This window comes from Enterococcus olivae, from assembly GCF_053760925.1.
Window position 1 is genome coordinate 1 of the sequence record NZ_JBSMVT010000061.1, and the last position, 1654, is coordinate 1654.

Here is a 1654-nt window from a genome sequence, read left to right on the forward strand (position 1 = left end):
CCTAGATAATTCATAGTTTTATGAGTTTGCGCTCTAAAACCGTATTTCTTCAACATTTGTAAAGAGTTTCTTTTTTCACCCATTTGGTGCGTGAAAAAAGAACACCTTTCTGTTAATGTAGATTTGACGAAAATACAAAACAGAGGTGTTCTATATGTCAAATTTACGCGATAATCGACTAAGTTTCAATAAAAATGTTCAAATTTCCTCAAAAAGTGAAAAGCTATCTTCCCATGGCGGATTGATTTTGGTTCGTGAGTTCCTCGAAAAAATTCAGTTTAATAAATTAGTGAAGAAAAATGTGCATTTTGAAGACAAGCGGAAATTCTTTACCCATTCAAAGAACACAACGTTTCTTCAGGTACTGTATCAACTCATTTCAGGTTATAAGTCGGATAGCGCAGCCAATGCCTTGCGGCATGATCCCGTTTTTAAGCTCATCTTAGATGAACAAGAAGGCAGTTCACAGTCAACTATCTCTCGGTTCTTTTCAGAATCGACAGAAAAAAATTTAGATGAATTGAATGACTTGACACAAGCCTTAATCAAGCTGTTTCATGAATCTCAAGCTACACAAGAAATGGTTTTAGATTTAGATTCTACTCATTCTGATACATTTGGTAACCAAGAGTCTACTGATTATAATGCTCACTATGGGACAACTGGCTACCATCCATTGCTTGCTTTTGATGGACTTACAGGTCTTTTTCTTGGAGCTAAGCTGCGTTCTGGAAACCAATATACCTCAAAAGGTGTCGGTTCTTTTGTCCGTGATTTACTAGATTCCTATAAAGACCGTACAACTGAGTTAAATATTCTGGTACGTGGAGACAGCGGATTTGCCACACCTGAAGTTTATGAACTAGCAGACGATTACTCCGTTCAATTTGTGATCCGGCTAAAAGCTAATACGAAACTTCAAACGATTGCAGAACATCTGATCACCTATGGTGATGATACGAATTGGGAAGAAACAGAAGTTCAGTACTTTAACATCGATTATCAAGCAAAATCATGGAAGAAACCTCAAAGAGTAGTGATAAAATCGACACGCGATGGATTGCTTTTTCGCCATGAATTTGTGACAACTAATCTTTCTACTGTTATTCGCAATGACCAAGTGTTTAAGATGTACCAAAACCGTGGGACTATGGAAAACTTTATTAAAGAAATCAAGTCAGGCTTCTATTTTGATAAAACAGATAGTTCTGCGTTTTTGACGAATGCCATCCGGATGACTATTAGCGGAATTGCTTATGATCTTATTCAGTTAATGAAATACTTAGTATTTCCAAAAACAGAAATAAAATCTCTTATCGATACCATTCGTTTTCGGTTCATTAAGGTTGCTTCTCGACTGACACATCATGCTCGTCGAGTTCAAATCCAATTCAGTTGTGCAAATGTGTATGACAAAGAGTTTGAAACGATTCTTCAGAATTTAACTTACCTATGATTCGAGTGTTAAATCGATAATTTTAAAAATTGTTCAAAAAAACAAGGGGAAAGTGCGCTCTTTTTTAGTAGAAATGAACTTTTCTTTTCTTCCGTTAGGAAGGAATCTAATCGATTTGTAAAAAAGAAAGAAACATTTCAGCTTCGCCTAATTTTTTGATAAAAATGTCCCTGTATAAAAATCTATGAATGATTCAGG

General features: G+C 35.5%; 1 protein-coding gene. It reads left to right on the forward strand.

Going from position 1 to position 1654, the window contains the following annotated elements:
* Positions 1–154: 154 nt before the first annotated feature.
* Entirely contained in the window at positions 155–1456 is a 1302-nt protein-coding gene (locus ACWODM_RS16305; protein WP_455322372.1) for an IS1380 family transposase, read from the forward strand.
* The last annotated feature ends 198 nt before the right edge of the window (positions 1457–1654 follow it).